General features: G+C 47.2%; 24 protein-coding genes. 18 read left to right on the top strand and 6 right to left on the bottom strand.

From position 1 onward, the window contains the following. Position 1 precedes the first annotated feature (1 nt). Positions 2-802 carry an inositol monophosphatase family protein gene (locus NA59_RS06880; RefSeq protein WP_044410044.1) on the bottom strand — a complete coding sequence of 267 codons (801 nt, stop codon included), beginning with the start codon at positions 800-802 and terminating at the stop codon, positions 2-4. A 77-nt stretch (positions 803-879) separates the two neighbouring features. On the opposite strand from NA59_RS06880, the gene NA59_RS06875 reads away from it, so the two are divergent. The 14 genes from NA59_RS06875 (at position 880) to NA59_RS06810 (ending at position 15,729) form a co-directional block, all read left to right on the top strand. Further along, on the top strand, positions 880-1,668 hold the full coding sequence (locus NA59_RS06875; RefSeq protein WP_083945001.1) for an RNA methyltransferase: 789 nt from the start codon (positions 880-882) through the stop codon (positions 1,666-1,668). Next, a complete protein-coding gene (gene cysE, locus NA59_RS06870; RefSeq protein WP_044410041.1) occupies positions 1,661-2,443 on the top strand; it encodes a serine O-acetyltransferase in 783 nt (260 codons plus the stop codon). The genes NA59_RS06875 and cysE overlap by 8 nt, the downstream gene beginning before the upstream one ends. Positions 2,444-2,501: 58 nt before the next feature. Further along, positions 2,502-2,921 carry an Rrf2 family transcriptional regulator gene (locus NA59_RS06865; RefSeq protein ID WP_044410038.1) on the top strand — a complete coding sequence of 140 codons (420 nt, stop codon included), beginning with the start codon at positions 2,502-2,504 and terminating at the stop codon, positions 2,919-2,921. 2 nt (positions 2,922-2,923) lie between these two features. After that, positions 2,924-3,250 (top strand): HesB/IscA family protein, encoded by a 327-nt coding sequence (locus tag NA59_RS06860; RefSeq protein ID WP_044410035.1) that lies wholly within the window; start codon positions 2,924-2,926, stop codon positions 3,248-3,250. 372 nt (positions 3,251-3,622) lie between these two features. Further along, positions 3,623-4,042: a nucleoside-diphosphate kinase gene (ndk, locus tag NA59_RS06855; protein ID WP_044410032.1), complete on the top strand. Its 420-nt coding sequence runs from the start codon at positions 3,623-3,625 to the stop codon at positions 4,040-4,042. A gap of 34 nt (positions 4,043-4,076) precedes the next feature. Further along, positions 4,077-5,204 carry a dual-specificity RNA methyltransferase RlmN gene (gene rlmN, locus NA59_RS06850; RefSeq protein ID WP_044410029.1) on the top strand — a complete coding sequence of 376 codons (1,128 nt, stop codon included), beginning with the start codon at positions 4,077-4,079 and terminating at the stop codon, positions 5,202-5,204. Between the two features lie 24 nt (positions 5,205-5,228). Next, positions 5,229-5,630: a helix-turn-helix domain-containing protein gene (locus tag NA59_RS06845; RefSeq protein WP_044410026.1), complete on the top strand. Its 402-nt coding sequence runs from the start codon at positions 5,229-5,231 to the stop codon at positions 5,628-5,630. Between the two features lie 39 nt (positions 5,631-5,669). After that, a complete protein-coding gene (gene hisS, locus NA59_RS06840) occupies positions 5,670-6,950 on the top strand; it encodes a histidine--tRNA ligase (protein WP_044410023.1) in 1,281 nt (426 codons plus the stop codon). 16 nt (positions 6,951-6,966) lie between these two features. Next, entirely contained in the window at positions 6,967-7,611 is a 645-nt protein-coding gene (locus NA59_RS06835; RefSeq protein WP_044410021.1) for a YfgM family protein, read from the top strand. Further along, entirely contained in the window at positions 7,608-8,846 is a 1,239-nt protein-coding gene (gene bamB, locus NA59_RS06830; protein WP_044410018.1) for an outer membrane protein assembly factor BamB, read from the top strand. The genes NA59_RS06835 and bamB overlap by 4 nt, the downstream gene beginning before the upstream one ends. After that, positions 8,843-10,270 carry a ribosome biogenesis GTPase Der gene (der, locus tag NA59_RS06825; protein WP_044410016.1) on the top strand — a complete coding sequence of 476 codons (1,428 nt, stop codon included), beginning with the start codon at positions 8,843-8,845 and terminating at the stop codon, positions 10,268-10,270. Before bamB ends, der begins: the two co-directional genes overlap by 4 nt. 70 nt (positions 10,271-10,340) lie before the next feature. After that, entirely contained in the window at positions 10,341-14,201 is a 3,861-nt protein-coding gene (locus NA59_RS06820; protein ID WP_044410013.1) for a DUF3683 domain-containing protein, read from the top strand. Positions 14,202-14,593: 392 nt separating this feature from the next. Then, positions 14,594-15,217, top strand: coding sequence for an SCO family protein (locus NA59_RS06815; protein ID WP_044410010.1), 624 nt, complete (start codon positions 14,594-14,596; stop codon positions 15,215-15,217). 20 nt (positions 15,218-15,237) lie between these two features. Beyond that, entirely contained in the window at positions 15,238-15,729 is a 492-nt protein-coding gene (locus NA59_RS06810) for a copper chaperone PCu(A)C (protein WP_044410007.1), read from the top strand. A 17-nt stretch (positions 15,730-15,746) separates the two neighbouring features. On the opposite strand, the gene NA59_RS06805 is transcribed toward NA59_RS06810, so the two are convergent. Both NA59_RS06805 and hemH read right to left on the bottom strand, forming a co-directional pair. Beyond that, entirely contained in the window at positions 15,747-16,058 is a 312-nt protein-coding gene (locus NA59_RS06805; protein WP_044410004.1) for a YqfO family protein, read from the bottom strand. A gap of 9 nt (positions 16,059-16,067) precedes the next feature. After that, positions 16,068-17,186 carry a ferrochelatase gene (gene hemH / locus NA59_RS06800; protein WP_044410001.1) on the bottom strand — a complete coding sequence of 373 codons (1,119 nt, stop codon included), beginning with the start codon at positions 17,184-17,186 and terminating at the stop codon, positions 16,068-16,070. Positions 17,187-17,384: 198 nt separating this feature from the next. Here hemH and NA59_RS06795 point away from each other — a divergent pair, with 198 nt between their 5' ends. Then, positions 17,385-18,206: a hypothetical protein gene (locus NA59_RS06795; protein ID WP_052501513.1), complete on the top strand. Its 822-nt coding sequence runs from the start codon at positions 17,385-17,387 to the stop codon at positions 18,204-18,206. Next, a complete protein-coding gene (locus NA59_RS14305; RefSeq protein ID WP_052501512.1) occupies positions 18,197-19,084 on the top strand; it encodes a type II secretion system protein in 888 nt (295 codons plus the stop codon). The genes NA59_RS06795 and NA59_RS14305 overlap by 10 nt, the downstream gene beginning before the upstream one ends. A gap of 63 nt (positions 19,085-19,147) precedes the next feature. Here NA59_RS14305 and NA59_RS06785 read toward each other — a convergent pair whose 3' ends face one another. The 3 genes from NA59_RS06785 to NA59_RS06775 are packed head-to-tail and all read right to left on the bottom strand — an operon-like array spanning position 19,148 to position 22,562. Continuing rightward, positions 19,148-20,170: a zinc-binding metallopeptidase family protein gene (locus NA59_RS06785; protein ID WP_044409998.1), complete on the bottom strand. Its 1,023-nt coding sequence runs from the start codon at positions 20,168-20,170 to the stop codon at positions 19,148-19,150. A gap of 3 nt (positions 20,171-20,173) precedes the next feature. Beyond that, the gene (locus NA59_RS06780; protein ID WP_232504051.1) at positions 20,174-21,121 is read right to left on the bottom strand and encodes an alpha-E domain-containing protein; all 948 of its coding nucleotides are present in this window, start codon (positions 21,119-21,121) and stop codon (positions 20,174-20,176) included. Continuing rightward, positions 21,108-22,562 carry a circularly permuted type 2 ATP-grasp protein gene (locus NA59_RS06775; RefSeq protein WP_044409992.1) on the bottom strand — a complete coding sequence of 485 codons (1,455 nt, stop codon included), beginning with the start codon at positions 22,560-22,562 and terminating at the stop codon, positions 21,108-21,110. Before NA59_RS06775 ends, NA59_RS06780 begins: the two co-directional genes overlap by 14 nt. A 237-nt stretch (positions 22,563-22,799) precedes the next feature. Here NA59_RS06775 and gshB point away from each other — a divergent pair, with 237 nt between their 5' ends. Both gshB and NA59_RS06765 read left to right on the top strand, forming a co-directional pair. Beyond that, positions 22,800-23,756 carry a glutathione synthase gene (gshB, locus tag NA59_RS06770; RefSeq protein ID WP_044409988.1) on the top strand — a complete coding sequence of 319 codons (957 nt, stop codon included), beginning with the start codon at positions 22,800-22,802 and terminating at the stop codon, positions 23,754-23,756. A 10-nt stretch (positions 23,757-23,766) separates the two neighbouring features. Then, positions 23,767-24,858, top strand: coding sequence for an FAD:protein FMN transferase (locus NA59_RS06765; protein WP_096777595.1), 1,092 nt, complete (start codon positions 23,767-23,769; stop codon positions 24,856-24,858). The last annotated feature ends 186 nt before the right edge of the window (positions 24,859-25,044 follow it).

Here is a 25,044-nt window from a genome sequence, read left to right as displayed (position 1 = left end):
CCTACTTTCTAAGTTCTGCTGGCACGGTTTTTACCAGGGTTTGCATCATTTCTTTCATTATTTTTGGCGTACAGGCTAATACATTGCCGGTTTCGAGTTGATTTTCAGTGCCAGCAAAATCTGTGCATAAGCCGCCCGCTTCTTTGACCAGCAAAATACCCGCCGCGATATCCCAAGGTTTTAGATTAAATTCCCAGTAACCATCAACACGCCCTGCGGCGACATAGGCTAAATCCAACGCCGCTGATCCCGCGCGACGTATGCCAGCGGTGGATTGCATAAAGGATTTAAAACTGGCCAAGTAGCTGTCTATGTAGTCAAACTCATAGTAAGGGAAGCCCGTGGCTAATAAAGCATTGTTCAGCGTTTTTTGCTCGGTAACACGAAGGCGACGATTATTCATGCGCGCACCCTGACCACGACTGGCATAAAACATTTCATCACGGGTTGGGTCAAACACCACGCCATGCATCAGTTTGCCTTTTTCAAGAACAGCGATAGAAATCGAGAACTGTGGAAACTGATGCAAAAAATTAGTGGTGCCATCCAGAGGGTCAATAATCCACTCGAAATCCGATTTGGCTTGGTTGCGGCCGCTTTCTTCAGCCAAAATAGCATGATCAGGATAATATTTATGAATAGCGCGAATAATAGTTTGTTCGGCGGCTTTATCGACTTCGCTCACATAATTGTTTCTGTCTTTTTGTTCAATTGTGAGTTGGTCAATCTTGTCAATACTGCGCATAATCAGCTCGCCGGCTTCGCGCGCCGCCATCATCGCTACATTTAGAATAGGGTGCATCGTGGTTTCCAATTTATTAAAGAGAGGGTAAACTAATATCTAAGCTGATTATTATAAAACAAAATTGGAACAAGGGTATGCCAGAAAAAAATATGTCGGTCAATTTGCTTGATAATATTCGTGTGGTGCTGGTTGAAACCTCGCATCCAGGAAATATTGGTGGGGTGGCAAGGGCGATGAAAAATATGGGCTTGAGCCAACTTTATCTGGTGAACCCGAATGAGTTTCCAAGTCATGCGGCTTCATCGCGCGCCTCCGGCGCTGGAGATGTATTAGCCAATGCACAGGTGTGTGATAGTTTGCAAGATGCGATTGCGGATTGTGATATGGTGGTAGGCGCGAGCGCACGTTTGCGCAAAGTCGCATGGCCCCAGTTGGATGTTCGGCAAACGGCAGAACTCGCCATGAGCAAAGCGAGTCACTCGACCATGGCGATGGTGTTTGGTCGTGAGGATTCAGGTTTAAGTAATGCCGAGCTGGATTTGTGTCATTATTTGGCGCATATTCCTTCCAACCCTGAGTATAGTTCGTTAAATCTAGCGGCGGCGGTGCAGGTGTTTTGTTATGAATGCCGTATAGCCTGGTTGGCTGAGCAAGCTGTAGACAAGCAAGATAATGAGGCATCTGGCTATAAGTTTGAACAGGCCTCTAGCGTGCAGATGGAAGGTTTTTATGCGCACTTACATCAAACCTTGATAGATATTGAATTTCTAGATCCTGAAAAAAATGCGCGCTTTATGCGTCGTATGCGTCGTCTTTATAACCGTGCGGAATTGGATGTTAAAGAGCTCGATATTTTACGGGGAATATTGACCGCGACGCAGCGGCAGGTGCGTTTGCAAACGCCTGAGGCGAAAAATGTTTAAACGAATTCGTCAGGATGTTAAATGTGTTTTTGATCGTGATCCCGCTGCTCGTAATCTGTGGGATGTGCTCACTACCTATCCGGGGGTGCATGCGATTATTTGGTATCGGGTCGCCCATTTTTTGTGGGGTAAAGGCTTAAAATGGTTGGCGCGTTTTATTGCGACAACCGCGCGATGGTTTACGGGGATTGAAATACATCCCGCGGCTAAAATTGGCGAGCGGGTATTTATCGACCACGGTATGGGTGTCGTAATTGGTGAAACGGCAGAAATTGGGGATGATTGTACTTTGTATCATGGCGTGACGCTAGGCGGTACTAGTTGGCAAGAAGGCAAGCGCCATCCGACACTCGGTGCCCGTGTAGTAGTGGGGGCCGGCGCAAAAATTTTAGGCCCCATCACTATTGGTGATGATGCGCGGGTGGGGTCTAATGCCGTGGTGATAAAGGATGTGCCGGCTGATAAGACGGTGGTAGGCATACCTGGCCGTATTGTGACGCGTAGCTCGGATGAAAAGCTGCAAAAACGTAAACAGATTGCTGAAAAGATAGGCTTTGATGCTTATGGCGTGACGCAGGGCGCGGATGACCCGATAGAGAAGGCGATTTATAGTTTGTTGGATCATGTGCAAGCACAGGATGAGCGTTTGGCACAGTTAAGTCAAGAAGTTGAGCGTTTGGGTGGCAAAAAGGTAGATATGCATCTACCTGATCTTGAAGGTGCCGTATTGGAACCTGATGATCCTATGCAAGCGGCACACTTGCATAAAGGTTGAGTGTTTTGCTTGGTTATTATACAATTGCTTCACATTTAGCAAGGACGATAAATAAACCATGAAACTAACATCAAAAGGGCGTTATGCCGTGACCGCGATGATCGACATCGCATTAAACCAAGACTTAGGCTCAATTACCTTGTCTGAAATATCACAAAGGCAAGATATTTCATTGTCTTACTTAGAACAGTTGTTTTCTAAAATGAAGCGTGCGGACTTAGTGCGCAGTGCACGTGGACCCGGAGGGGGCTACCGTTTAAGTCGCCCGGCGGGTCAAATTAGTATTAGTGAGATTATTTTTGCTGTTGATGAAAAGCTAGACCCACGCAAGTGTGAAGGCAAGGCGAACTGTCAATCGGGCAAGCAGTGCTTATCGCATCGACTTTGGGATGATTTAAGCGGTATGATTGAAGATTTTTTATCAGAGGTTAATTTACAGACATTGCTCGATAAGCACAATAAACGAAGAAGGGGGTAGCTATGGCCGTGACGTTAACGCAAGCAGGCGCGCAACGCGTGAAAACGATGCTCGAAAAACGTGGACATGGTATCGGTCTGCGTGTCGCAACAAAGGTGAGCGGCTGTACTGGCTTTGCCTATTTGGTCGATTATGCGGATGAAATAGAAGAAGGTGATCAGGTGTTTGAAAGCTTTGGTGTTAAGGTGATCGTTGATGCTAAAAGTTTAAAAAATATTGATGGCATGGAAATGGACTATGTTAAAGAGAGCTTGCTGAATGAGGGATTTGATTTCCGTAACCCGAACGTTAAAGATATGTGCGGTTGCGGTGAATCATTTAGTGTCTAAGTCACGCTGAGTTACAATCCGCGCTCATGCCCTTGCGAGGTTGCCGCGTCGCTGCGCGCGGGAACAAGAAAAGAAGTGAGCATGCATAGTGCCTAGCCCGGATATATCCGGGCTAGGGGCCAATCAGCTGCAAAAAAGCTGAATTTGGCCAATTTTTGCTCACTCTTTCGTCAGATAGCGTGCTACTTTCCCCAAAATTGAACAAAAACTGACTCAGTCGAAGAATGCAAAGCGAAATCAGACTTTTTTTGCTTTAGCCGGTTTAGTTCGACAGGCACCAAGGCTTTTTTTGTTTTTAATCAAGTATCTTTGTGCAAAGTGTTGAGAGACTTGTTAAAATAAAAGCCTTTTTCTATATCGCAAGGAAAACTTATGCCTGAACTAACACTTTCGATTATCAAGCCCGATGCCGTTAAAAAGCACCTTACTGGCGAGATTGTCAGACGTTTTGAAGCTAAGGGTTTACGTCCAGTCGCGATGAAAATGATTCAGATGACCGAGCAACAGGCCGCTGAGTTTTATGCCGAGCATCAAGGGCGTGAATTTTATCAGCCGCTGGTTGATTTTATGACCTCAAGCCCTTGTGTCGTCCAGGTATTGGCGGGCGAAAATGCGATTCAATTGAATCGTGAGATTATGGGGGTGACAGACCCAACCAAAGCGGCAGCCAATACTATTCGTGCTGATTTTGCAGAGTCTACTCGACTTAATTGTGTGCATGGATCCGATTCGCCAGAAAGTGCCGCGCGTGAGATAGCGTTTTTCTTTACTGAACATGAAATTTTTGTATAAAACCGAGTTTAAACTTTACCTTAGAGGCAATTGAATGGCGGATAGCGCTGAAAAGATAGATTTACTAGGCATGGATCGCGCCGCCTTAGAGGTGTTTTTTGCAGCGTTAGGTGAAAAACCCTTTCGTGCTGTGCAAGTGATGAAGTGGATTCATCAAATGGGTGTGAGTGACTTTGATCAAATGACCAATGTCAGTAAGGTTTTGCGTGAAAAATTGAAGCAAGTGGCTCAAATTCGCACACCGCGTATTGTCGAGGAGCAGCGTTCTGCCGATGGCACGATTAAGTGGGTGCTAGAGGTCGATAACCACAACTGTATTGAAACGGTGTTTATCCCAGAAGACGATCGCGGCACCCTGTGCATTTCGTCGCAAGTCGGTTGTGCGCTAGAATGTACATTTTGTTCTACTGCACAGCAAGGTTTCAACCGTAACCTAGAAAACTGGGAAATTATCGCGCAGATGTGGGTGGCGAATAAGGCATTGGGTGTGACACCACGCGATGAACGGGTGATCAGCAATGTGGTGTTTATGGGCATGGGGGAGCCTTTGCTCAATATCACACATGTCTTTCCTGTCGCGCGTATTTTAATGGAAGACAATGCGTATGGTTTATCCAAGCGTCGTGTCACCATTAGTACCGCTGGGGTTGTGCCGGCGATTGATAAGTTAAAACATGAGGTAGATGTCAGTTTGGCGATTTCTTTGCATGCACCGAATAATGCATTGCGTGACCAGCTGGTTCCTATTAATAAAAAGTACCCGTTGGAAGTCTTGATGCCGGCCTTGTTTCGTTATGTGGAGGGCGGGAATTCAAAAAAACATATTACGGTTGAGTATGTAATGTTGGATGGTGTGAATGACCACTTAGAACATGCCGATCAGCTTGTTCGCTTGATTAAGGACCTACCTTCAAAGATTAATTTGATTCCATTTAATCCTTTTCCAAATACGGACTATAAGCGTTCATCGAATAATGCGGTGCACCGTTTTCAAGCACGATTAAAGGAAGCGGGATTAAATTGTACGATTCGTAAAACGCGTGGTGATGATATTGATGCGGCCTGTGGTCAGTTGGCAGGCAAGGTGAAAGACCGCACTAAGCGAACCCTGCATCCCATTGAATTTAATCCGCAGGCGCTCAATGCATCGCGTGCGTTGTAACTCCTTTGAAAAAGGAAAGTGTAAATGAAAGACATTGAAAAGATCGATCCAAGCTTAGGTTCTGCGGAGTTGAGTAATTTATTGCGGCAAAAAAGACTGGAAAAAAACATCAGTTTTGAGCAGTTATCCGAGCAAATGAAGTTAGTGCCTGAAAAAATTGAGGACTTAGAAAATAGGGCGGATGCTATAGACTTGTCGCCTTTTGAACGTGGTCATTTGCGCAATTATGCAACCATATTGGATGTCGATATAAGCAGTCACCTGATGAGTGCCAAGCAAATCGAGAAAACCTATTCTAAATTAAGAACGATTCAACAGAAAAATCTTAACTTGCAGGCGCCACGTAATACGCGTTGGCTCGTTACATTGATTGTTTTATTTGTCTTGTTATTGGTGGTCTACTTGTTTGTTGATCTGTTTTCGTAATGTTTAAATTACTTTAAAAGTATTAGGTTAGCCCATTTTATGTCTAAACAAATTTCCGCTATTCGCGGCATGAACGATCTATACGCGCTGCCATCTCAGGCGTTTTCGACCATCCTGAGTCAAGCTGAGCAAGTGCTTGCCCAATATGGTTACCAGCAGGTTCGCCTACCGATTGTCGAAAAAACGGAATTGTTTTCGCGCTCAATTGGTGAAGTTACCGATATCGTAGAGAAAGAAATGTATACCTTTGCGGATCGTAATGGCGATAGTTTATCTTTACGCCCCGAAGGGACAGCGGGCTGTGTTCGGGCAATGATTGAAAATGGTTTACTGCACAATCAAGTGCAGAAGGTCTATTATTCAGGCCCGATGTTTCGCCATGAGCGTCCGCAAAAAGGGCGGTATCGTCAGTTTCATCAATTGGGTGTTGAAGTATTTGGCTTAAATGGGCCAGATATTGATATTGAGTTGATTTTGCTTAGCGCGCGTTTATGGGATGCCTTGGGCATAGATAATTTAGAGTTACAGATTAACTCACTGGGCAGTCAACAAGCGCGTGCAGATTATCGCGAGCAGCTCGTTAGTTATTTAAGTCAGTTTTCAGACCAGCTTGATGAGGACAGTCAACGTCGTCTGCAGACCAATCCCTTGCGCATTTTAGACAGCAAAAACCCGGCGATGGCGGAGATAGTGGCGGGGGCGCCTAAGCTGATTGATGCGTTAGATGTGGAGTCCAAACACCATTTTGAACAGGTTTGTGCGGCATTGGATTGCTTAGGGATAGACTATGTGGTGAACCCCAATCTAGTGCGCGGTTTGGATTATTACAATCGCACGGTGTTCGAATGGGTAACGACGGAGTTGGGTGCGCAGGGTACGGTGTGTGCCGGTGGGCGCTATGATGGCTTGGTTGAACAAATTGGTGGCAAAGCTACCCCTGCCGTTGGTTTTGCAATGGGGATTGAGCGTTTAATGGCGCTACTGATAGATCAGCAAAAAATTAGCGAAACACCGAGTGCGGATATTTATATTGTTTTAGCTGGCGACTCGACATTACAACCCGGCCTGGTGATGGCCGAGATGTTGCGCGATGCGTTACCACAATATAAAGTCGTGATGAATAGCGGCGGCGGTAGCTTCAAAAGCCAGTTTAAAAAAGCCGATAAATCGGGCGCGGCTTATGCCTTGATTTTGGGGGAGGACGAAGTTACTCAGCAGGTGGTGACTATTAAATCGCTGCGAACAGAAGCCGAGCAGCAAACGGTTGCTTGGGATCAATTAATTACATTTTTTAATCAGCCGTCAACAGACACTAAATAAAGGGTTTAGATAGCATATGAGTCGTCATGATACAGAGCAGGATCAGCTAGAAACAATCAAGGCATGGTGGGATAAATACGGCACGCTACTACTTAGTGTTATTTTGGCTGTTGTGGTGGCGTTTTCCGGGTATCGCTATTGGCAGAGCTACACCTTTAGCAAAGCCGCGGAAGCGTCAAGTGTGTTTGAAGTGTTGGATATGAGCCATGAAGCGGGTGTATTTGGCGAGGTATCGCGTGAAGCACGTCGTTTAATGCAAGAGCAGCCTAAAAGCCCCTATGCGGGTTCAGCCGCCCTGATGTTGGCAAATTTTCACTTGCAGGCGGGTGACGTCGAGGATGCGATTGACGCTTTAAACTGGTTGGTAAACAGCAAGCAGTCGATTGATTTAAAGCAGGTCGCGCAACTGCGTTTAGCGCGTATCTACATGCAACAAGCAGATTTTAGCGCGGCACAGCAACAGATCACACAGCTCAATGCGCAGCGTTTAACGCCGGAAGCTAAAGCCAATGTAGACTATGTGGCGGCCTTAGTTGCGCTGGCTCAGCAAAAAATTGAGCAAGCACACCAGTTGTTTAAGTCTGTAGCGGATAATGAGCAAGCGCAGCCCGATCTGCGTAATCTGGCAAGTATTCAAATGGATGACTTAGCAATCGAATGAAAACCTATTTTTTAATTGGCGCGCTCGCCAGTGCATTGCTGGTTCAAGGCTGCAGCTCAACGTCACAGACCGTGCGTATTCCTACAGAATTACAGCCTGTTGAGCAGCGTTATCAAATGGCGTTAGATTGGCAAGTTAACTTAAACTTGTTGGCTGAAGCCGATGGCCGTAGCTTACGGATGGCATCGGATTCAACACACCTGTATGTCGCGGCAAGTTCTGGGTTACTGACGGCGTTTATTAAGCAAAATCAAGCGCGTCATACTGATCAGGTTGCTTGGCAGACCCGGATGGACGCCGTTTTACTGGCAGGGCCAGTGGTTGTCGGTGATCAGTTGATTGTGGGTAGCGCGAAAGGTGATGTCATTGCGCTAGATGCTAAAACCGGTCAGGTACAATGGGTTGAAAACCTAGGTGCGGAAGTAGTGAGTCAGCCTGTGGTGGCAGGGCAAATGCTTTTAGTGCGCACAAATGACGGGCGCTTGGTATCACTTAACCGGCAAACAGGGCGAGTGATTTGGACAGCCGATCATCAAATGCCCAATTTGTTTTTGCGCGGTGCCGCACCTGTTGTGCTAGACAAAGAACGCCTGTTTATAGGTCGAGAGTCAGGGTTTTTAGAGGCGCTATCACTTCAGTCGGGCGAAAAGTTATGGGATGCGCGTATTGCTACACCGTCTGGACGCACCGACCTTGAAAGAATGGTCGATATTCAAGCCACACCGGTATTGGCTGACGGACGCTTGTTTGTACTCAGTTATAACGGTCGGATGGTGGCGATTAACCCAGCGAATGGCAATTTGATTTGGGCGAAGGATATTTCAGGGTTCCGTGATTTTATTGTTCACAATCAAGTCATTTATCTGGTTGATGAAGACGACATTCTCCGCGCATTAGATCCAGCTACCGGTACAGAATATTGGAATCAACAGGCGCTTAAATATCGCCGTTTAGCCGATGTGCGTTTAGATAGTGAGCGTGGAGCTCAGCCACAACTCATGTTGGCCGATGGCTTAGGTTACCTACATTGGGTTGATCCAAAAGATGGTAGTATTGTAGGACGTTTTAAGCATGCGAATCACCTCGATGCAGGACAAGAGATTTTAGATATTTATCAACAGCAACAACGTTATTATGTATTAGATACCGACGGCAATGTCAGTGCGTATCGTTTTAATGGTGTTTTTACAACCAGGCCTGGTCACGCCATTCAGACAAATAATGAGAAACCATGAGTAAACCGATTATTGCCCTTGTAGGGCGTCCTAATGTGGGTAAATCCACTTTATTTAACCGTTTAACCAAGACACGTGACGCGATAGTTGCCGATTTTCCTGGTTTAACGCGTGATCGCCAATACGGCACAGGCAAGGTGGGCGATTACGATTATATAGTCGTTGATACCGGTGGCTTGAGTGGCGATATGGAAGGGGTTGACCCGTTAATGGCGGGTCAGGTGCAACAAGCCTTGGCTGAAGCGCATGGCGTATTTTTTATTGTCGATGGTCGCGCGGGGCTTAATCCCGCTGATGAGGCAATAGCCCAATATATCCGCAGCTACGGTAAGCCTGTTCAGTTGTTGGTAAATAAAACCGAAGGCTGTAATCTGGATGTGATTACCGCTGAGTTCTATGGTATGGGCTTGGGCGAACCGATTGGCATTTCATCGGCACATGGCGATAACGTTGCCGAAGCGGTTGATGATTTGATTGAACGCCTACCGATTAATCCGTTAGATGATGGGTTTGATTTGGACGAGCATCCTGGTATTCGGGTGGCGATTATTGGCCGGCCAAACGTCGGTAAATCAACCTTGGTCAATCGGATGCTAGGCGAAGATCGTGTGGTGGCGTTTGACATGCCTGGGACAACGCGAGATAGCATCTATATTCCGTTTGAACGGGATGGCCAAGACTATACCCTGATTGATACCGCCGGTGTTCGTCGACGCAAAAACGTGGCGGAAAAAGTTGAAAAGTTTTCGGTGATTAAAGCGATTGAGGCGATGCAGGATGCCCATGTTGTTGTGATGCTGATGGACGGCTCGGAAGGTATTACTGATCAAGATTTAACCCTGCTGGGTCTGGCCATTGAGTCTGGGCGTGGCTTGGTATTGGCGGTGAATAAGTGGGATGGTTTGGATGCCGATCAGCGCGCTAAAATTAAACATGAACTTGATTTTAGGCTGCAGTTTGTCGAATATGCCAAAACCCATTTGATTTCGGCTTTACACGGTAGCGGTGTGGGTGATTTATTTAAAACAGTTAAAAAAGTCTATCGTGCTGCCACGCAGAAAATCTCGACCTCAGATTTAAACCGCGTACTAGAGCAGGCGGTATTGGACCATCAACCGCCGCTGGTGGGTGGGCGTCGTTTAAAAATGCGTTATGCGCATTTGGGTGGTTTGAACCCGCCGCGTGTGATTATTCATGGTAATAAAATTGATAAAACCCCTGCACCCTATAAGCGTTACTTAGAAAATACTTTCCGTAAAGCCTTTAAGTGGGAAGGCACCCCAGTGGTGGTTGAGTTCCGTGTCGGAGATAATCCGTTTGATCTGAATAAGGACGGTTTAACCGAACAGCAAAAACAGCGTAAGCGTCGTGTGGATACCTTCCGAGAATCCAAACGAACACGTGAAAGAAGTCGACAGCGATAATCTTTTAAGGCACCGGAAACGGTGCTTTTTTACCCTTAAACCTTAAGAACAATCTGGTGAGCCAAAACCTATGAACACAAACAAGCGTATTCGTGAGATTCCCTATAACTATACTTCGTTTTCAGATCGTGAGATCGTGACGCGTTTTATAGGGGAATCGGGTTGGCAAACGGTAGAGCAATTGCGCGAAAGCCGAGGTACCGGACGCTCAGCGCAAATGCTGTTTGAGGTGTTGGGGGATATGTGGGTCGTGACGCGCAATCCCTATATTCAAGATGATTTATTAGAAAATGCTAAGCGACGTGCGGCCTTGACCGAGGCGTTGCATCATCGTTTGTCGCAGGTAGAATCGCGGTTAAACAACAATAAATTGGCCGAATCGCTGTTAAATGCCGTGCGTCAGGCGGTCAAGCAATTTGAAGACTGGTTTCCCGCGCAAATTACCTTGCGTCAAAAAGTTAGCAAGCGACTGAAAAAAATTACCCGTCTAGATAATGTCGATTTCGGCGGCTTAGCACGTGTGTCGCATGCCACTGATGCCACCGATTGGCGAGTAGAGTTGCCCTTGGTGGTGATTTGCCCTGATACCGAACAAGAAACCGCCGATATTGTGGCGGCCTGTATTGAGCTGGGGTTGATCATTATTCCGCGAGGTGGCGGCACGGGCTACACTGGCGGCGCTATTCCATTGGATGCCAATACAGCGGTAATTAACACCGAAAAACTTGAGTTTTTAAGCCTGGTTGAAAAAGTGGAGTTGCCTGGCGTTGGTGTTAAGGTGCCTACGGTGCGCACTGGGGCGGGTGTGGTGACTAAACGTGTGACGGAATTGGCTGAGCGCAATGGTTTGGTGTTTGCCGTTGATCCGACCTCGCATGATGCCTCGACCATTGGGGGTAATATCTCAATGAACGCTGGCGGTAAAAAAGCCGTGCTTTGGGGGACGACACTCGATAACCTCGCCTCGTGGAAAATGGTGATGCCGGATGCCAGCTGGATGGAAGTAGTGCGTGTTAACCATAATCTTGGCAAGTTACAAGACCAAGCGACGGTGAGTTTTGAGTTGCATCGTTATGAGTCTGATGGCAAAACGCCAAAAGGTGAGGTTGAACGTTTAGATATTCCAGGCTCGGCATTTCGCCAAGCAGGCCTGGGTAAAGACGTGACTGATAAGTTTTTAAGTGGCTTGCCAGGGGTGCAAAAAGAAGGCTGTGATGGGTTGATTACCTCAGCACGTTTTGTATTGCATCGGATGCCAGAGCATATTCGCACCGTCTGCCTTGAGTTTTTTGGTACGGACTTAAGTTTGGCGGTACCGGCGATTGTCGAAATCACCGACTTTATCGAAAGCAAAAAGGCAGAGGGTATTTTATTAGCCGGTCTGGAGCACTTGGACGAGCGTTATGTGCGGGCGGTTAAATACAATACCAAAGCCAATCGGCGTGAACTACCGAAGATGATTTTGATTGGTGATATCGCCGGTGATAACGGCTTTGAGGTGGCCAAAACCTGCCAAGAAATCGTTGAGCTGGCGAAAAAGCGCAATGCCGAAGGCTTTGTCGCGGTCACCGCTGAAGCCCGCAAGCGCTTTTGGTTGGACCGTTCACGCACAGCCGCGATTTCTGCGCATACCAATGCGTTTAAGATCAATGAAGATGTGGTGATTCCATTACCACGCTTGAATGAATATAACGAAGGCATTGAACGCATTAATATCGAAATGTCGATGCAAAACAAAATCGAAATTATCGATGCGTTAGAAGACTATTTTAAAGCGGAAATCAAAGAATACACGCTGGTCGATGACTTTGAAGATTCGCAAGGGGATCCTGCGGCCTATTTCAAATCGAAGGTTGATACAACGCTGGCGCATTTGGCACAGGTTAAACGTAAATGGCAGAACCTATATAACGGCCTTGACCAGCCTGCTGAACAGTTCTTAGACTTGCTGGATGAAGCCGCGCGTACCGAAATACGCGGGCAAGAGGCGTTGGTTAAGCTGATTTTACGGCGTGACTTGGTGATCTCTTATCGTAGAGAAGTGTTAGATTTTTTAAAACAAACCTTCATGGGCCATGATTTTGAGCCGATGATGAAACGCTTAAAAGAACTGCATTATGAAGTGCGTAATGCAAGGTTGTTTGTTGCGCTACATATGCATGCTGGCGATGGCAATATTCATACCAATATTCCAGTTCACTCCAATAACTATCGGATGATTCACCAAGCCGAAACCATTGTGGAGCGGGTGATGAAACTCGCCACCGATTTGGGGGGAGTAATATCGGGTGAACATGGTATCGGTTTGACCAAGATTGAGTTCCTTTCACCGGAAAAAATTCAAGCGTTTGTTGAATACAAAAACAAGGTTGACCCTAATGGTCATTTTAACAAGGGCAAGTTAATGCCGGGTTCTGGCTTGCATAATGCCTATACCCCCTCCTTGTCGTTAGTTAAACAGGAAGCCTTGATTCTTGAAGCCAGTGAGTTGGATCAATTAAATAACGATATTAAAGATTGCTTACGCTGTGGCAAATGTAAACCTGTTTGTCAGACGCATATTCCGCGCGCGAATTTACTCTATTCGCCGCGAAATAAAATACTGGCCACAGGCCAAATGATTGAAGCTTTCTTATACGAAGAGCAAACGCGTCGCGGAATTTCGATGCATCATTTTGATGCAATGAACGATGTGGCCGATCACTGTACTACTTGTCATAAATGTGAAGCGCCTTGCCCCGTTGATATTGATTTTGGCGATGTGTCGATTCGGATGCGCAAAATCTTGACCGATATGGGTAAGAAAAAAGTTAGCCTTGGCACCAAGGCGGCGTTGTTTTATTTGAATACCGGACAACCAGGCCTGGTTAAACTATTACGTACCACCATGATTGGTTGGGGCGCGTTGGGTCAGCGTATGGGTCATAAGCTGGCGAAATGGACAGGAATACTCGGTTCAAAAGATCAGTTACCTGCTAAATCAACAGGCAATACGCCGGTGACCCAGCAGGTGATTCATTTTGTGCGCAAACCTTTGGATACTGGCCCGAATCAGCCGACTATGCGTTCGTTACTCAAACTCGAAGATCGCACGATTGTGCCGATTTTACGCGACCCGAAAAAAACAACCGAAGAATCCGAAGCAGTGTTTTATTTCCCTGGCTGTGGCTCGGAGCGTTTGTTTAGCGACATCAGTTTAGCCACCTTGGCGATGTTGTATGAAACCGGCGCACAAACGATTTTACCGCCAGGTTATCTGTGTTGTGGTTATCCACAAACAGCGGCAGGTCAAGCCGCCAAAGGCTCACAAATCACCACTGAAAACCGTGCGTTATTCCATCGAGTGGCCAATACCCTCAACTACATGGATATTAAAACCGTGTTGGTGTCTTGTGGTACCTGTATGGATCAGTTGCTTAAATATGAATTTGAGCAGATATTCCCAGGTTGTCGCTTGTTAGATATTCACGAATATCTAATGGAAAAGGGCGTCAAAATGGAAAGCACCGGTGGGGTGCAGTATATGTATCATGCGCCGTGCCATGACCCGATGAAAAAATACGACTCAACCAAGGTCGCCTCGACCTTGACGGGGATTAATGTGCCACTTAGTGATCGTTGTTGCAGTGAAGCCGGTACACTCGCCACCGCACGTCCTGACATTGCCAATCAGCTTCGATTCCGCAAGGAAGAAGAGCTGAAAAAGGGAATTAAAGACCTCACCGGCGAAGAAAAAGCGGTCAATGGTAATGTCAAGCTACTGACCTCTTGCCCCGCTTGTCAACAGGGCCTTAACCGCTATCAAGACGACACAGGGTTAAAAACCGATTATATTGTGGTCGAGTTAGCCAATAACCTAATTGGCAAAGAATGGAAAAACGAGTTTGTCGCCAAGGTGGAAAAAGAGGGGGTTGAGCGGGTGCTGTTGTAACCTTTGAATTCAATCTTGTTTTTGTTCAAAACACTCAACCCACCGTCATTGCGAACGAAGTGAAGCAATCTCTCAAGCCAACATCCCTCAGCACAACACATATCAGCTGTCATCCCGGCGAAGGCCGGGATCTTTTGAGGTTTTGCGCCGTCGGTATGAGATTTCGGCCTTCGCCGGCATGACGGGGGTGTGTGTGCGCGTTTTCATCCAGTGCCGGTGAGCGGGATTAAACATCTCAAGACTTTCTCAATACTCTTCGCAATGAATACCCGTAGAATAAATCCATGCGAACCTAACGTGACTACAAGGCCTCTTCAGTTCCCAATTTACGACGGCTTCGTTCCTTCAGTTCTTGTAGAATAAGGTTTTTAATTTTACTTGGAGACTTTTTGATGCCGCAACATAAGCTTAATCGTGCCTTTTTACTATTGACCCTCGCTTTTGGTGTATTTCTAGCGGGTAGCTATGCATTAATTTATGTTATTAAACCCACACCCGATAGCCACCCAAGTGCGCACAAAATTAGTTTAGAGGCGCCGCCAGGTGGAGACTTTACGCTGATGTCGCCACGCGGTGAAGTCTCCCTGTCTGACTTCAAAGGCAAGCTGGTGCTGGCTTATTTTGGCTATACCTTTTGCCCGGACATCTGCCCGACCAATTTAGGTTACTTATCAATGGCCTACCGTCAGATTAACCAAACGCAAAGAGATAACCTTGAAATTCTATTTATCTCGGTGGATCCAGAGCGTGATAGCCCGGAGCGTTTACAACAGTATGCCGATTATTTTGATGCCAATATCATTGGCTTAACCAGTACACCTGATGTCATTGCAGAAGTCGCTAGACGTTACGGTGCGGTGTATGAAAAAGTCGAAGATGGCAGCGAAAACTATGCGGTTGACCATTCGGCCTTTACCTATGTAATTGACCAACAAGGTGTATTACGCGAACAACTACCGCACGGTTTAAATGCCGAACAGTTTTTAGATGCCATTAACCGATACCTTACCCCTTAAGAAAACAAAAGGATAACACCATGAATAAACTAATTAGCCTAACCAGTGTTGCTTTAGCCGGCCTAATGAGCCTAGCTGTACAAGCCAATCAAGCTGCCCAGCTTGATGTTGAAAACCCGTTTGTGCGCGAAATGCCGCCGGTCGCACCGGCAACGGGCGCGTTTATGACTTTGATTAACTCTAGCGACCAACCGATTGCTGTCGTGCGTGCCGATTCAGATGCGGCAAAAACCGTTGAACTCCACACTCACATTCATGACAACGGGGTGATGAGGATGCGTGAAATCCCCGAAATCAGCGTACCCGCGATGGGGCAAACCGAATTAAAACCGGGTGGATTGCATGTGATGCTCATCGGCCCTACGCGTGCGTTAAAAGCCGGCGACCTAGTTGATATTAAACTTATTATGCAAGATGGTTCAGAAAAAATGATTCAAGCACCGGTGCGTAAAATCATGGGAATGGGGCAAATGCAAGGCGGCGGTCACGGCATGGGTCACCACCGCCACTAATAAATGAAATAGGCGGGTTAAAACGCTTCGAGCTTGATCACTTCGTAGGCGGGCTCTTCGTACGGATGGGCGGCTTTTAATGCCGCTACCGCCTGCTGAATACAAGCGGGATCAACCAGCACTTCAACCCGATATTCCTCCACCTGCTCTAACTCACCTTGCTGACCAATAAAAGGCTGACTGCCTTCACAGGGTTTAAATTGACCGACACCCAGCGCTTGCCAAGCACAGTGTTCATAGTTACCCAACCGACCCGCGCCAACACTAAACACCGCTAGCTTGGTTTGCTCTAACTGGGCCGCCGGCACAAAATAAATTAGCTTAAACATCATTACGCCTTAAATCGGACAACCCATTGCACGCGCATTTTCTTTAACACGCGCACGCTCGGCGTCATCTTCATCCGCATCAAAACCATCTCGCTCCACCCAACCTTGCGTGTGCTGTAAAATTAAGTCGGATAACGCATCCAAATGGTCTTCGCGACTATTCAGTGCTTTAATATAACTAAATTTTTCACCGCCAGCATGCTCAAAATACTCACGGTTTTCCCCATCAATTTCTTCAATCGTTTCCAAACAGTCGGCTGAAAAGCCGGGGCAAATAACCTGCACATGCTTAAAACCATCCCCAGGCAGGGCTTTCATTGTGGCATCGGTATAGGGTTTGAGCCATTCTTCTTTACCAAATAATGACTGGAAGGTAACGCGATATTCCTCTTTGCTCAACCCCAATTCTTGCGCGACCAGACGCGAGGTGACATGACACTCACAATGATAAGGATCGCCGTTGTCCAAATAGCGCTTTGGTACGCCATGATAAGACATTACCAATAAATCGGGCTTGCCATGCTCCGCCTGGTGTTCACGAATTGAATTGGCCAGCGCTTTGATATAACCTGGATGACGATGATAGTGGTTAACAAACCGTAATTCAGGAATCCAACGCCAACCACGCAATACCTCGGTCAGCTTATCAAAGGTAGAAGCCGTGGTTGCGCCAGCATACTGTGGATACAAAGGCACCACAATCAAGCGTTGTACCCCTTGGGCTTCCATTTTTTTCAGTGCCGATTCAATTGAGGGGTTGCCATAACGCATCGCCAGCTCAAACACGATCTTACCTGGATACTTCAGATTAAGTCGCTGTTTAATTCCATCCAACTGACGTTGGGTAATATCGAGCAGAGGTGAACCAGGCCCTTCAGAACCCCAAACTTCTTCATAAGCCTCCGCGGACTTGGCGGGGCGCGTGTTCAAGATAATGCCGTTCAAAATCAACCACCACAACCAACGCGCAGGTGGCGGTTCAACCACTCTTGGATCCCACAAGAATTCTTTTAGGTAAGGTTTTAAGGCTTGCTTAGTCGGCGCATCCGGTGTGCCTAAATTAGTAATCAGCACGCCTATCGCGGCTTGATCGCCATGCTTATAATGTGTATTGTTATGATATTTCATAGTTTACTCAATGGTTAAAGGGTGGGTTTAGCGTTTATATTTGGTTATTGTATAGGATTTGTATCAAATAACAAGCGGTCATACACTTTTGATTGCACGGCTTCAAACGTGACGTAAACATACGTTGGCCAAGCTTGTTAACCTGGATATTTCATAAATTCGCGTGATGATCGCGCTTAGGCCTGTCAAGGATTAGCAGTGAATACTTTACTTAAACAGCGTGGTTTTTCGTTAGTTTATTTTTTAATACTGGTTGGCATCGTCAGTGGTGCAGGTTTAATGTATTTAAAGCCCAATGCGCAAACCCTCAAGTTAAATCAGCAACAAAAACAGCTCGACCTACTTCAACAAGCAAAACTAAACCTACTCATTTACGCTGCCAACCTTCCAGAAATTCAAATCACAAATACATCAAGTGGTTTTTTTCCAAATGACCGCGTACCTAGCCCCGGTTATCTGCCGTGTCCTGATAGTAACGGTGATGGTGCGATGAATACGCCGTGTGGTCAGGGCGTGGATTTTGCCGCAGGGCGCTTACCGCAAGGAATACATTCTCGTTATGTTCAGTTTAATCCGTCAAACACGCCAATTTACTATGTGGTTGATAGCCGGTATGTCATTCAAAACAGTGACTATAACAATCCCCCTACGCAACGCTACGCGCCGCTCAATCCAAATAGCCCGGGTAGTGGGTTTTTGAGACTCGGCCACCAAACAAATATCGTGGCTTTTCTGTTTATAGACGAGCGTGACTTTAACCATTTTTTAACCGACCCAACAATCGGTCAGTTTAGTCGTCCCATGCTAGTCGCCGCCATTACCCACAATGAATGGCATGGCATGCTATTACAGCGTCTCAGGCCACAGCGTCATAAACTTTGTCGCCTACCCAATGCGCAAGCGCATTGGTTTAATGACTGCAATAATCAAACAAATCCATCAACGGCGTGCCCAGCCGATTTTTCTCGGGATGACAATCCTGTTGGTGCAAACTGGCGAGGTATTATGACATGCCCCTGAGATGCAAGAAACAAAAAGGCTTTAGTTTGCTGGAGGTATTGATTGGTTTATTTATTATGGGGTTAATCTTAACCATCGCTACGTCAGGCCTATCAACTTATGCAAGCAATAAGCAATACCAGAAAACCAACGTTGAACTTGAACACATTCGCCAGGCCTTATTAAGTTATGTGGTGATTAACGGCTTCTTGCCTTGTCCAGACACCAGCGGAGACGGCCTTGAGAATCGAACCTCGGGACGCTGCACAAACACCTATGGTCGACTTCCTTATCTTCAGTTAGATGGAGTTGGACGGTTAGATGGCTTTGGTCAGCCTTTTTTCTATAAAGTGAATGGAGGCGCCAGTAGCCTCAGCAGAATTACACAAAGCTGTGAAGCGGCTAGCCTCTTTGCTGAACCAGGCACCGCGCATGCCGCGCACTATCTCTGTCAAACACCTTATCGACAATATTGCGGCACCAACGCCCAAACCAATTGTGATAGCTTTTGTGCGCCCTCTAGTTGTATCGACGTCCAACCCACTCGAGCTAGGCCACCTTATTTTAATCTCCTGACGCCTCCGATAGGGACACAGACGGGAAGCAATGGGTTGGTGGTTTGCAGTGAAAACGCCACCAGCTGTACGAGTCTGACACAGAGCGCCGCCAATTACATCATACGCCACGTGCCGGTCATTGTGGGCAGCTATGGCCGCAACGGTGCGCAAACCTGGGCGAACTGCAATAACGCCAACCCCAGGGAGCAAACAAACTGTGACGGTAACCGCTACTTTCAGCTCGACCCTTATTCAGACAGCTTTGATGACATGCTCACCTGGATTAGCATGCATGAAATCAAATTTATGATGCAAAACCAAATAGACTGGCACCTGCCTTAATCGCTTAACCCGGATATTTAGCTTCGAAGCTAAATATCCGGGTTAACACCGGTGTGATGCGGATTAACGCCCCTGGCTATCTACCAACTGATCAATAAAGCGCAACTTGCTGAGGATAATGGGGGTAAGGACAAAAGGATAGGCATCGGCTAACCCCATGCTGCGATTCAGTGCGTTCATCACCTGACTGACTTGATTCCATTCCGCCACCCAGGTATCAAAATCATTTTTACTAGGCTCGTAATCGCTCAACCCATAAGCGTGCGCCGTGTCGAGGGTGTCGGTAATATGCATATAGTGCGCCCAGGTTTCCGCCCAATCTTCAAGCGGATGGCTGGTTGCATAACCACTAATAAAACTCACATTCCAATCGCGTGCCGCACCATACTGATAATAAATGCTCAGCGCACGTTGATAATCAAAACGCTCATCACCAAATACCCGCCGAAACTGCACCAGCGTATCGTCCTTAACCAGCTTCATCCAATAATAATGCCCGACTTCATGCCGGAAATGACCTAACAGTGTGCGATAGGGCTCGTTCATCGCCTCTTTCATCGTGTGCAAAAACCCCTCATCCGCCTCAGCCGCGTTCAGCGTAATCAAGCCGTTATAATGCCCCGTGAGCACATGTTCAACGTTCACATGCGGATTAGTGCGCTGATCCTCTAAAAACTGAAAGCTCAGTCCTTTTTCATCCTGTTCACGCCCCCTGACATCCAAGCCTAAATTGAGCAGGGTATAGAACAATCGCCGCTTCGCCTGCTCCAATTTTTTCCAGCGCAATGGATTTTTTGGGCGTGACAAATCTGGAATGGTCTGGGTTGTTCTGCATGATATGCACTGGCTGTGCGGATCATCGGCCGCCATCAGCCAATTACATTGCAAGGGTTCCGTATGATTGGCGCAGGTTTTGTATATCAGGTTGCGATGCTGGGCATCTTGACTCAAAAAACGCCCTTGCTCCCGATGACCACAAACCAGTGTCAAACGAACCGGGTCAAACGCTAAGTCACGTCCGCAATGTTCACAGTGGGTATTATGGAAATAGACTTCTTGTCCGCAATCACAATGAAAACGCTTCATGGTTTAGGCCGCCACATGCTTGGGAATAAACCAGGCCTGGTAGATGCTATTATTCACCCGAATAAATCCTTGTTGTAGGTGATCAAGATAGGCATGCAATTCTTCCGAACCTGCTTCAAACTGCGTCCATTCTTGTAGATAACGGAGTAGGGTTTGTACTTCTTCGCGCACCCCTTCACCATCTGGCAGGGCATCGAGCATTTCCTGCACCTTTAATAAACAATGGGTCACTGAGCGCGGAAATGGGCGGTCATTGAGTAAAAACTTAATCACGCCTTCGCCTTCTATTTGGGTTTGAACATGTTGGCGATACATTAAATACCCACTGACGGAACGTAAAATATTCGCCCACAGCACATTTTCATAGGCTTGCACCTGTTCAAGATGCTTTTGCTGCCCAAGGAAAAATCCGCCCTCATCCAACATTCTGGAGGTCATATCGGCGCGTTCTAAATTACGCCCCAGCACTAAAAATGCGAAGGTTTCATCTTGGCTTAAGGTACCCGCAAACATCCCGACCATCGCCTGACAATGCTGAATCACCTCTTCCATCAAGGCATTACGCTTGCTGCGGGTTTGCACATCGGACTCGCGTGAACGCAGCAATAGATGTAGCTGGTTAATTTGGTTCCAAGTTTCTTTTGGCAGAATATCACGTGTGGTGCGAATATTTTCACGCGCCGATTTGAGCGACGACATCAATGAGCCCGGATTATTCGGCTCCACCAGCAGCATTTGCATTACGCTTTTTTCGGTTTTATTGTCGTATAACTTGGCAAACAGCTCTTCACTACTGGTCAACTCAATTAAACGATACCAACACATATCAATTTTTTTCGGTAAATCATACATCAGATTCGAGTGAACCAAAACCATGCGCGCGGTGTTCTCCACCCGCTCAATGTAACGTGCCAACCAAAAAACCCGCTCTGCGACTCTAGATAACATCATCCACCTCCGTATCCACGATCCAAGTATCTTTACTGCCGCCACCCTGTGACGAATTCACTACCAATGAGCCTTTCACCATCGCCACCCGTGTCAAACCGCCGGGGGTAACATAGGTATTAGCCCCCTGCAAAATAAAAGGCCGCAAATCCACATGACGCGGCTCAATCGCATCACCACACAAACTCGGCACGGTCGATAAACTCAAGGTCGGTTGCGCAATATAGTTTCGTGGGTTATTGGCAATTAATCCCCGAAATTCATGATGTTGCTCTGCGGTGGCATGCGGCCCAACCAGCATGCCATAACCACCGGATTCATTGGCGGGTTTGACCACCAATTTTTCAATATTCGCCAATACATAAGCCCGCTCGTCTTCACGGCTACATAAATAGGTTGGCACATTGCTTACTAACGGCTCCTCATTCAAATAAAACCGAATCATATCGGGTACATAGGCATACACCACCTTATCATCAGCCACACCGCATCCGGGCGCATTGGCAATCGCCACGTTACCCGCGCGCCATGCACGCATCAACCCAGGCACACCGAGGGTCGAATCATCACGAAAGGCTTCCGGGTCAATAAACTCATCATCAATCCGCCGATAAATCACATCCACCCGCTTCAGGCCTTCAATATTGCGCATATAGACATAATCGTCCTCACCCACCAACAGGTCACCGCCTTCAACCAACTCGGCGCCCATTTCATGCGCCAAAAAGGCATGCTCATAATAGGCCGAGTTATAAATGCCTGGCGTTAACACGACCACCTCGGGCACGGCCACTTCGTTGGGCGACATGGAAGATAACATCGACAACAAACGGTTTGAGTAATCGCCGATTGGCTGAATATGCAGATTTTCAAATAGCTCTGGCACCACCTGTTTCATCACCGCGCGGTTTTCAAGCATATAGGATACGCCTGAGGGCACGCGCAGGTTATCTTCTAATACAAAAAACCTTCCCGACGCATCGCGCACCAAATCCGTACCACAAATATTGGCCCAGGCCTGGTGCTTGGGTTTCATCCCCACGCATTCGGGGCGAAAATTACGCGAACTATAAACCACCTCATCCGGCACGATGCCAGCCTTGAAAATCGCGCGTTCGTTATACACATCATCAATAAAACAATTTAGCGCTTTTAAACGCTGCGCCAAACCCTTTTCAACCTGTCGCCATTCACTGGCTTCAATGGTGCGCGGCCAAATATCAAACGGCCAAGCGCGATCTATATTACCCTGATCACTGTATACCGTAAAACTCACCCCCATTCTGGCAATGGTCGCATCGGCGAGTTTCTGTAACGCCTGCACATCCTTGATATCCATTGGTGACACATACGCCACCAAAGCTTCTGAGGCCGGACGCGCGCCTCCTTCCTCAATCAAAGACTCATCAAAACAGCCGGGGCTGGTATAATCTTGCACTAACATAGTAACGAATCCTCATTTTGCTTATATTTTTAAAATACCAAGCAAAATAGAAGACATAATAAATTAACTTATATTATTCATAATGTTAATTTAAGTTATACAAGAAAAAAACTAACCTAAGAACATTTATGCACAATTTTGGTGCTAAATGATTCAAAAAAATAAAAACTGTAAAAACACCCAAAACACCAATCAGGCTTTATATCCCTTTTAGCGTATGGTTGATAAGGACACAAAATGACAATAAAACTTGGCATCGTAATGGACCCGATTGAACAGATCAAATCCTACAAAGACAGCTCATTTGCGATGCTACTCGAAGCACAACGCCGTGGCTATGAACTTTTTTACATGCAACCCGAAGACCTGTATTTGCGTGACACGCAGCCGATGGCAACGAGCACCCTATTGAAAGTATGGGATCGTAATGACGGTCAGTTTTACGGCTTTGGCGCAAGCGCACACACCCCCCTCCGTGAGCTAGACATCATCCTCATCCGCCAAGACCCACCATTCAACCAAGACTATCTCTACGTTACACACATTCTTGAGCTGGCTGAGGCGCAGGGTGTTTTAGTGGTCAACAAACCACAAAGCCTGCGCGATGCGAATGAAAAACTGTTTGCCAGCTGGTTTCCCGCGTGCCTTCCCCCTACGCTGGTTAGTGCCAAAGCGACACTTTTAAAAGACTTTGTGAGCGAACAGCAAGACACAATTTTTAAACCCTTAGACGCGATGGGGGGCGCATCCATTTTTCGTGTCAAACAGGGTGACCCCAACCTGAGCGTGATTATCGAAACCATGACCGACCACGGCAAGCACCATATAATGGCGCAACGCTACCTGCCCGAAATTAAAGACGGCGACAAACGCATTTTATTGATTAACGGTGAACCGATTCCCTATGCGCTGGCACGCATTCCCCAGCAGGGTGAAACCCGGGGCAATATTGCCGCCGGTGGACGCGGTGAAGGCGTGGCACTGAGCGAGCGCGATATGTGGCTCTGCCAACAGATCGCACCCAAACTCCAGCAAAAAGGGTTATTATTTGTTGGCTTGGACGTGATTGGCGACTACATCACTGAAATCAATGTCACCAGCCCAACCTGTATTCGCGAACTGGACAAGCTCTATGATTTGAATATTGCTGGCACCTTATTCGATTGCCTTGAAGCCAAAATAACCCAGCCTTAGTAACAACGTCATGTCTTACATGGGCTATTTTTATAACCAGGCCTGGTTACGACAACGCGGTTTTTTACGCTTCACGCTGTCGTCATGTCTAACATTATTTCTAACGTTATTTCTAACCCAATTGCTCCTAGGTTGCAGCCAACCTAGGTCAAACCTACTTGAACAGACTTTTTACACCTTTGGCACTAAAGTTACGATTCAAATCCACCACCCTGACCTCGCCCAAGCGCAGGCGGCCATCAGTCAGATCGAACAGCGTTTTTATGCCTTTCACCAACAGTGGCATGCTTGGCAGCCTGACTCCATGCTCAGCGCCATCAACCGCGCGATTGCAGCCGGTGAGCCCATCAAGGTAGATAACCAAACCCAAGCCTTTATCGAAAAAAGCCAACAACTCAGTGCGCAGACCGATTACTTGTTTGACCCCGCCATTGGCGGTCTATTGAGGCTCTGGGGGTTTCAAGGCCAAACCGATTGGCAACCACCCAGTGAGCACGAACGCCAGACCTGGTTACAAAACCGCCCATCGATAGCCGACATTTACTTTATCGACAACCAACTCCATAGCTATCACCCTGGGGTACAACTGGACTTTGGCGGCAATGCCAAAGGGCTGGCGCTGGAGATAGCCAACGCGATCCTAAACCAACACCACATTGAACACGCGCTGATCAATATTGGTGGTGATTTGCTGGTGCGCGGTCGGAAAAGCAATAACCAGGCCTGGTCAATCGGCATTCAAAACCCGAAAAACCCACAAAACCGATTGCAGGCAATAGCACAGATTCAAGCACAAGATGGCGACACGATTTTCACCTCAGGCACCTACCAGCGCTATTTTGAATGGCAAGGCCAACGCTACAGCCATATCCTCAACCCCAACACCGCCTGGCCGGCCGACAGCTTCGCCTCGGTCACCGTCATCCACCCAGACCCGATTCTCGCCGACACCGCCGCCACCGCGCTGCTGATAGCCGGCCCAAAACATGGGCAACGCATCGCTCAACAACTTGGCGTCACTAAATTCTTAACCATCGACCAGCAAGGCCATATTAACCTAAGCCCTGAGATGCAAAAGCAGACGGTGAATATTAAGGGATGATAGTGGGTTTTTTGCCGTTACGCGGTCAGCACACCCACGTCATTACAAGCGCACTGAAAGCACTCTCCAAAACCCGTGCGAAGCCTCAAGAGATGGCCGCGGCCTCCGGCCCCGCATATAACGACAATAGAACCCTGCCACCAAGCAAAAAACCCCGCGTTTGACGGCGGGGTTTTTGGGTTTAAT

The organism is Thiomicrospira microaerophila (genome assembly GCF_000934765.1).
GTDB classification, from domain to species: Bacteria; Pseudomonadota; Gammaproteobacteria; order Thiomicrospirales; family Thiomicrospiraceae; genus Thiomicrospira; species Thiomicrospira microaerophila.
This window is presented reverse-complemented; position numbering and strand designations above follow the sequence as displayed.

Excerpts from the sequence above, each read along its gene's own strand:
- NA59_RS06880 (WP_044410044.1), bottom strand. The coding sequence starts at position 802 with ATGCACCCTATTCTAAATGTAGCGATGATGGCGGCGCGCGAAGCCGGC.
- NA59_RS06875 (WP_083945001.1), top strand. The coding sequence starts at position 880 with ATGCCAGAAAAAAATATGTCGGTCAATTTGCTTGATAATATTCGTGTG.
- cysE (WP_044410041.1), top strand. The coding sequence starts at position 1,661 with ATGTTTAAACGAATTCGTCAGGATGTTAAATGTGTTTTTGATCGTGAT.
- NA59_RS06865 (WP_044410038.1), top strand. The coding sequence starts at position 2,502 with ATGAAACTAACATCAAAAGGGCGTTATGCCGTGACCGCGATGATCGAC.
- NA59_RS06860 (WP_044410035.1), top strand. The coding sequence starts at position 2,924 with ATGGCCGTGACGTTAACGCAAGCAGGCGCGCAACGCGTGAAAACGATG.
- ndk (WP_044410032.1), top strand. The coding sequence starts at position 3,623 with ATGCCTGAACTAACACTTTCGATTATCAAGCCCGATGCCGTTAAAAAG.
- rlmN (WP_044410029.1), top strand. The coding sequence starts at position 4,077 with ATGGCGGATAGCGCTGAAAAGATAGATTTACTAGGCATGGATCGCGCC.
- NA59_RS06845 (WP_044410026.1), top strand. The coding sequence starts at position 5,229 with ATGAAAGACATTGAAAAGATCGATCCAAGCTTAGGTTCTGCGGAGTTG.
- hisS (WP_044410023.1), top strand. The coding sequence starts at position 5,670 with ATGTCTAAACAAATTTCCGCTATTCGCGGCATGAACGATCTATACGCG.
- NA59_RS06835 (WP_044410021.1), top strand. The coding sequence starts at position 6,967 with ATGAGTCGTCATGATACAGAGCAGGATCAGCTAGAAACAATCAAGGCA.
- bamB (WP_044410018.1), top strand. The coding sequence starts at position 7,608 with ATGAAAACCTATTTTTTAATTGGCGCGCTCGCCAGTGCATTGCTGGTT.
- der (WP_044410016.1), top strand. The coding sequence starts at position 8,843 with ATGAGTAAACCGATTATTGCCCTTGTAGGGCGTCCTAATGTGGGTAAA.
- NA59_RS06820 (WP_044410013.1), top strand. The coding sequence starts at position 10,341 with ATGAACACAAACAAGCGTATTCGTGAGATTCCCTATAACTATACTTCG.
- NA59_RS06815 (WP_044410010.1), top strand. The coding sequence starts at position 14,594 with ATGCCGCAACATAAGCTTAATCGTGCCTTTTTACTATTGACCCTCGCT.
- NA59_RS06810 (WP_044410007.1), top strand. The coding sequence starts at position 15,238 with ATGAATAAACTAATTAGCCTAACCAGTGTTGCTTTAGCCGGCCTAATG.
- NA59_RS06805 (WP_044410004.1), bottom strand. The coding sequence starts at position 16,058 with ATGTTTAAGCTAATTTATTTTGTGCCGGCGGCCCAGTTAGAGCAAACC.
- hemH (WP_044410001.1), bottom strand. The coding sequence starts at position 17,186 with ATGAAATATCATAACAATACACATTATAAGCATGGCGATCAAGCCGCG.
- NA59_RS14305 (WP_052501512.1), top strand. The coding sequence starts at position 18,197 with ATGCCCCTGAGATGCAAGAAACAAAAAGGCTTTAGTTTGCTGGAGGTA.
- NA59_RS06785 (WP_044409998.1), bottom strand. The coding sequence starts at position 20,170 with ATGAAGCGTTTTCATTGTGATTGCGGACAAGAAGTCTATTTCCATAAT.
- NA59_RS06780 (WP_232504051.1), bottom strand. The coding sequence starts at position 21,121 with ATGATGTTATCTAGAGTCGCAGAGCGGGTTTTTTGGTTGGCACGTTAC.
- NA59_RS06775 (WP_044409992.1), bottom strand. The coding sequence starts at position 22,562 with ATGTTAGTGCAAGATTATACCAGCCCCGGCTGTTTTGATGAGTCTTTG.
- gshB (WP_044409988.1), top strand. The coding sequence starts at position 22,800 with ATGACAATAAAACTTGGCATCGTAATGGACCCGATTGAACAGATCAAA.
- NA59_RS06765 (WP_096777595.1), top strand. The coding sequence starts at position 23,767 with ATGTCTTACATGGGCTATTTTTATAACCAGGCCTGGTTACGACAACGC.